Raw genomic sequence first — 4,669 nt, forward strand, 5'->3', positions numbered from 1 at the left:
TCCTTCGCCGTTCCAGCAGCCTTCCCGTGGAGATTGCGAGCAACGGCCAACTAATGGGGCCGGGCGTTTGTTATCTTGGAACTCCCGACGCGATTCTGACATTGGGAAGTCAAGGCGAGGCGCAGCTCATTGACGGTCGCGATGACAAATTACGCAATCGGACTGTGGACGAGTTATACAAATCCGTCGCTCTGCATGCCGGCAATCGAAGCGTTGCAATCCTTCTGTCAGGTGCGCTCGACGACGGCTCCCGGGGTACGGAAGCCGTTCACCACGCCGGTGGCCTGACGTTTGTTCTGGAACCAGGCGCCAAACCCAAAGGCATGCAGCAAAACGCGATTGATTTCGACGGTCCGATCAGCTATGTGGGGTCCTTGCCTGACATCGCCGAACTGTTGAGGGTGTTGCTCCCCGCATCGAATGGTGGCTAGACGCGGGTCGGCACAGTTGTCGTCTCCAAGATGTAATCGGCGCTCACGTGTGAGATCCTGAACACTCGGCCTGCCCATACTTCACAATCCCGTTGATGGACCGCAACCCAGTGCGGCGGCAATGACCGTGTGGCGGATGACTCTCAAGTCGGCTCCTTTCGTGTGATGCCAGCGGTTCGCCGTATCGATGCAGGCAATGTGAGCTGTGAAAGTGGGGAAAGAATGCGCACGCAAACCAAAGGTTTTTGTGGCGACCTGGACCACTTTCCAGAAAGGGAATGCCATGAATGACGACGCACACACCACCCGAAATCGGCTCAACGCGGCAGTGTGCTGGCTGGATCGCGTCGACCCGGGTACGCATCGGCGCATCAAGGGGTTGCGGCTCGTGACCGCTTACGGCATTGCGGCGGCGCTCGGGACGCTTCACGACGTTGCGATCGGCTTGCCAGGCAGCGCGTCGCTCGGCTTTCTCGCGGGCAACATTGCGCTCTGGGCAAGCGTGTCCGAAGGCAAGACGACGCGAGCCCAGTCGAGCCGCGATCTAGCACTATTGAGTCTCGCGGCCGCGCTGGGCGCGCTTGTATTCGTGGTCATGTCCCGCCCGTTGGCGCTCGCTGGTCTGGCGGGACCGGAACTGGTTCTCGTGAGCGGCGCGTTCCTCACCGGATATCTGAAGCGGTTCGGGGTGCTGGGCGCGGGCATCGGGTCGCAGGTTTTTATCGGCGAATTGCTCGCTTATGGCGCACGGCTCACCACTGCCGATCTACGCGCCATAAGCGTGGCGGCATTGATCGCGGCGGTCGCGTCGATTGTGCCGCGCGTGCTGAGCGGGCCCGCTGAGCGCCCCGTTTCCATCGCGGCGCTCTCTGCCGGCCCGGCCTCCGACTCCCATCGATGCTCGCCCGAATTCTGCATGGGGCTTCAGGCGTCGATCGCGGCGTTGGTCATCGTCGGTCTGAACGAATCGATCGGCCTCGTTGAATCGTCGTGGGCAATCACTGCCTGCACGTATGTCGTCGCGGGATCGGCGAGCGGCACAATGCTGCGCGTGCGACGGCGGATCGTCGGCACGCTGATCGGCGTGCCGTTGAGCCTCGCCTGTCTGCCCGTCGCGGAACATGCGCCGCTGCTGATATGGATCGCCGCCGCGCTCGCCATCATCGTCTACGCAATGGCCCTACCGGAGCGCTACGACATTGCGTGCGGCGCATTCGCGTTCACGCTGATCGTGACGCTTGCGGCAAGCGGCGTGCATTCGCTTGCGTTGCTCGTCGCCCGCGCCTGGGAAACGCTGCTCGGCGGCACACTCGGCCTTGCCGCCGCCATGTTCATTTTTCCGCTTAGAGAGCCGTCAGCGGCATCATCGAAAGGTGTCGTTGACGACATCGACTGATACGAAGAATCAGGCCGTAAAAAATGACAGCCTCGTGAATCGATGTGAAGAGATATCGCCGTTACCCGTTCGGTCTGCGTTTCGTCGTTCGAAGCGGCGTGCTCAACAGAACGGGCACAAGCGCAAAGCGCTTTTGGCAGTCCGAGACAATTTCCAGACTTAAGGAACGTGCATGAAACCCAGTGCGATGGCATGAGTCTCTCGGGACTTTGGGCGCTAGTGGTGGTAGTGCTCACGGCCGGCCGGCCGGATCTGATTGATGTCAGGGGACGCCCGCCGATGAAGATGGCATTATTTCAATAGCTACCCTGTGGAGGTGTCTGGTCATGAGCGAAGAAACGCAGGTGGATTCATTGCGGCTACTGACAAGCCCGGTCCTAGTCCGCGACATGGGCAGTTTCCATGTGGGCGGAGAAATGTTGAGCCTTCAAGGAATGCCGTTTCGTGAGCGGGTCAGTACCAATCAAGGGGCGATTCACCCGGTCGATCAGAACGGCGAGATCATTGCCGGCCAGATGTACGTCCAGTACGTCAAACTCGAACGTCCGACCAGCAAATGGCCCCTGCTGCTGTGGCATGGAGGCGGCATGAGCGGCGTCAACTGGGAAACGACACCCGACGGCCGCCCCGGCTGGCAGATGTTCTTCCTGCGGGCGGGATTTGACGTTTATGTTTCGGATGCGGTCGAGCGAGGCCGTGCTTCATGGGCGCCCTATCCCGAGGTCTATGACGAAGCGCCGTATTTCCGCACCGCACGAGAAGCATGGGAAGAGACCTTTCGGTTTGGGCCCGTTGGATCATGGCATCGCGACCCAGGAGCGAGGTACCCACACCCTGGCGTGCGCTTCCCGGTCGAGTTGATGCAAACCTTCATGAACCAGTTCGTTCCCCGCTGGTCGACGAACAACGAGCGCACGCAACGCGCATACGACGCTCTTGTCGGCAAACTCGACGCCAGCATCATTCTCACGCACAGCCAGGGCGGTAATTTCGGGCTGACCGCTGCGCTAAATGCGCCGGAACGAATCAAGGCAGTCATCTCGCTTGAGCCATCGGGCGCCCCTTCTGCCGATCAAAACGATGCTGCCGCGCTCAGGCATGTGCCTCATCTGTTTGTTTGGGGCGACTTTCTCGATCGGCACGCGTTCTGGGTCGACTCGGTGCCGAAAGTGCGTCGCTGGTACGACGCGCTGGCGGCTGCGGGCGCAGATGTCGAATGGATCGATTTGCCCGCGCGCGGCATTATGGGCAATTCTCACGCGCTCATGGCCGACGACAACAGCGATACCATCGCAATGATCGTGCTTGACTGGCTACGCAAGCGTGGTCTGGCAATCTAAACGAAGGTCGGGGCAGCATGAACGCCGCAATACGGCCCGCCTGCGCTCAAGCATTTCGCGCATGCCGAATGGCTTGCGGGGGCAATCGTCAGATTCAACATCAAGACCGTGCACACGCGTTTCGAGATCATTCACTGCATTGAGCGTCAGCACGGGAACATCGTTGCGCGCAGTACGTTACGCGCTTTACAGATCGATACCGCATGCGCCCGAGAGAGAAACATCGAGCAGCACGACAGCGTAATACGCCGTCGCGATGCCCAAGCTCCCAGCCTTGCCGTCGCGCACCCATTCGACACAGCAATCCGCCCTCTCCAATCACCCACCCCAAATCCACGGCCGCTGTACACGATCGTTCTCTTCCCACTGCGTAATGACGGCGGCGCTTTTCATGGTGCGGGAAATTTCATCCAGACCTTCGAGCAGCGCTTCGCGCCGGATCGGTTCAATGTCGAACGGGAAAGCGTGGGAGCCCGAACTCACCATTTGTTTTTCCAGATCGACCTCGACGGCCTGACCCAGCATCGCGATTTCGTTTGCAGGCAGACGAACCGGCAACAGGCCATTCTGAAAGCAGTTGTTGTAGAAAATGTCGCCAAAGCTTTCGGCAATCACACAGCGTATGCCGGCAGCCATCAGAGCCCAAACGGCGCCTTCGCGCGACGAACCACAACCGAAGTTTTCTCCGGCGAGCACGATCGGGGCCCCGCGAAACGGGGCCTGGTTCAGCACGCATGCTGGATCTTCACTGCCATCCGGCCGGAAGCGCAGCGCTTCAAATGCATAGGGACCCAGATCCTGCCGGGCGTTCTGCGTGAGACGTTCTATCCGTATCACTGTGTCAGTGTCGATATTCGACCTCAGCAGTGGTGCTGCAACACCGCTAAGCATAGTGAACTTATCCATGACGGTGCCTTCGTGCGTCGGTGATTACGCCGGTGATGGCCGCAGCAGCAGCGCTTTGTGGACTCACCAGATGCGTGCGCGCGCCCGGGCCCTGACGGCCGATGAAGTTACGGTTGGTCGTTGAAACCGAGCGCGCGCCAGGCGGTACGGTCTCACCATTGGCCGCAACGCACATGCTGCATCCCGGCTCGCGCCATTCGAAGCCAGCGGCAATGAACACGCGGTCGAGACCCTCCGCTTCGGCATCGCGCTTGACTGTCTCGGAACCCGGCACGACCCAGGCATGCACGCCCTTCGCAACCTGCTGTCCGCGAATCACGGCTGCCGCGCTGCGCAGGTCGGACAGCCGCGAATTCGTGCATGAGCCGATAAACACCCAGTCCACCGGCGTTCCCTCCAAGCTTTGTCCCGCAGCGAGCCCCATGTAGTCCAGTGCGTCGCGCCAGGCTGCGCGGTGCTTGTCGTCGGGTGCGCAGGCGGGATCGGGCACGGCACCATCGATAGCCATTACATGCTCGGGACTTGTGCCCCACGTGATCATCGGCTTTATTCCGGTCGTGTCGATGTGCACTTCACGATCGAAAAATGCGCCTGGA

The 4,669-nt window shown here is 60.6% G+C and carries 5 protein-coding genes; 3 read left to right on the forward strand and 2 right to left on the reverse strand.

The genetic code is table 11. The annotated features are described in order from the left end of the window. The 3 genes from ACFFAR_RS25140 to ACFFAR_RS25150 all read left to right on the forward strand — a co-directional run. Window positions 1-431: chemotaxis protein CheB (locus tag ACFFAR_RS25140; protein ID WP_375508654.1), on the forward strand; the 431-nt coding region annotated here is incomplete at its 5' end. A 283-nt stretch (window positions 432-714) separates the two neighbouring features. Beyond that, complete coding sequence (locus ACFFAR_RS25145; RefSeq protein ID WP_174364796.1) at window positions 715-1,827, forward strand: FUSC family protein; 1,113 nt, start codon at window positions 715-717, stop codon at window positions 1,825-1,827. 326 nt (window positions 1,828-2,153) lie between these two features. Further along, window positions 2,154-3,167, forward strand: a complete 1,014-nt coding sequence (locus ACFFAR_RS25150; RefSeq protein ID WP_174364797.1) for an esterase — start codon at window positions 2,154-2,156, stop codon at window positions 3,165-3,167. Window positions 3,168-3,485: 318 nt separating this feature from the next. Here the strand turns inward: ACFFAR_RS25150 and leuD are convergent, their stop codons facing one another. Together leuD and ACFFAR_RS25160 are read right to left on the reverse strand one after the other, a co-directional pair. Beyond that, window positions 3,486-4,073: a 3-isopropylmalate dehydratase small subunit gene (gene leuD, locus ACFFAR_RS25155; protein WP_174364798.1), complete on the reverse strand. Its 588-nt coding sequence runs from the start codon at window positions 4,071-4,073 to the stop codon at window positions 3,486-3,488. Then, on the reverse strand, window positions 4,066-4,669 hold a 604-nt coding region (locus tag ACFFAR_RS25160), incomplete at its 5' end, for an aconitase family protein (RefSeq protein ID WP_375508655.1). The genes leuD and ACFFAR_RS25160, both read right to left, overlap by 8 nt.

This window comes from uncultured Caballeronia sp. (genome assembly GCF_964243625.1).
GTDB lineage: Bacteria > Pseudomonadota > Gammaproteobacteria > Burkholderiales > Burkholderiaceae > Caballeronia.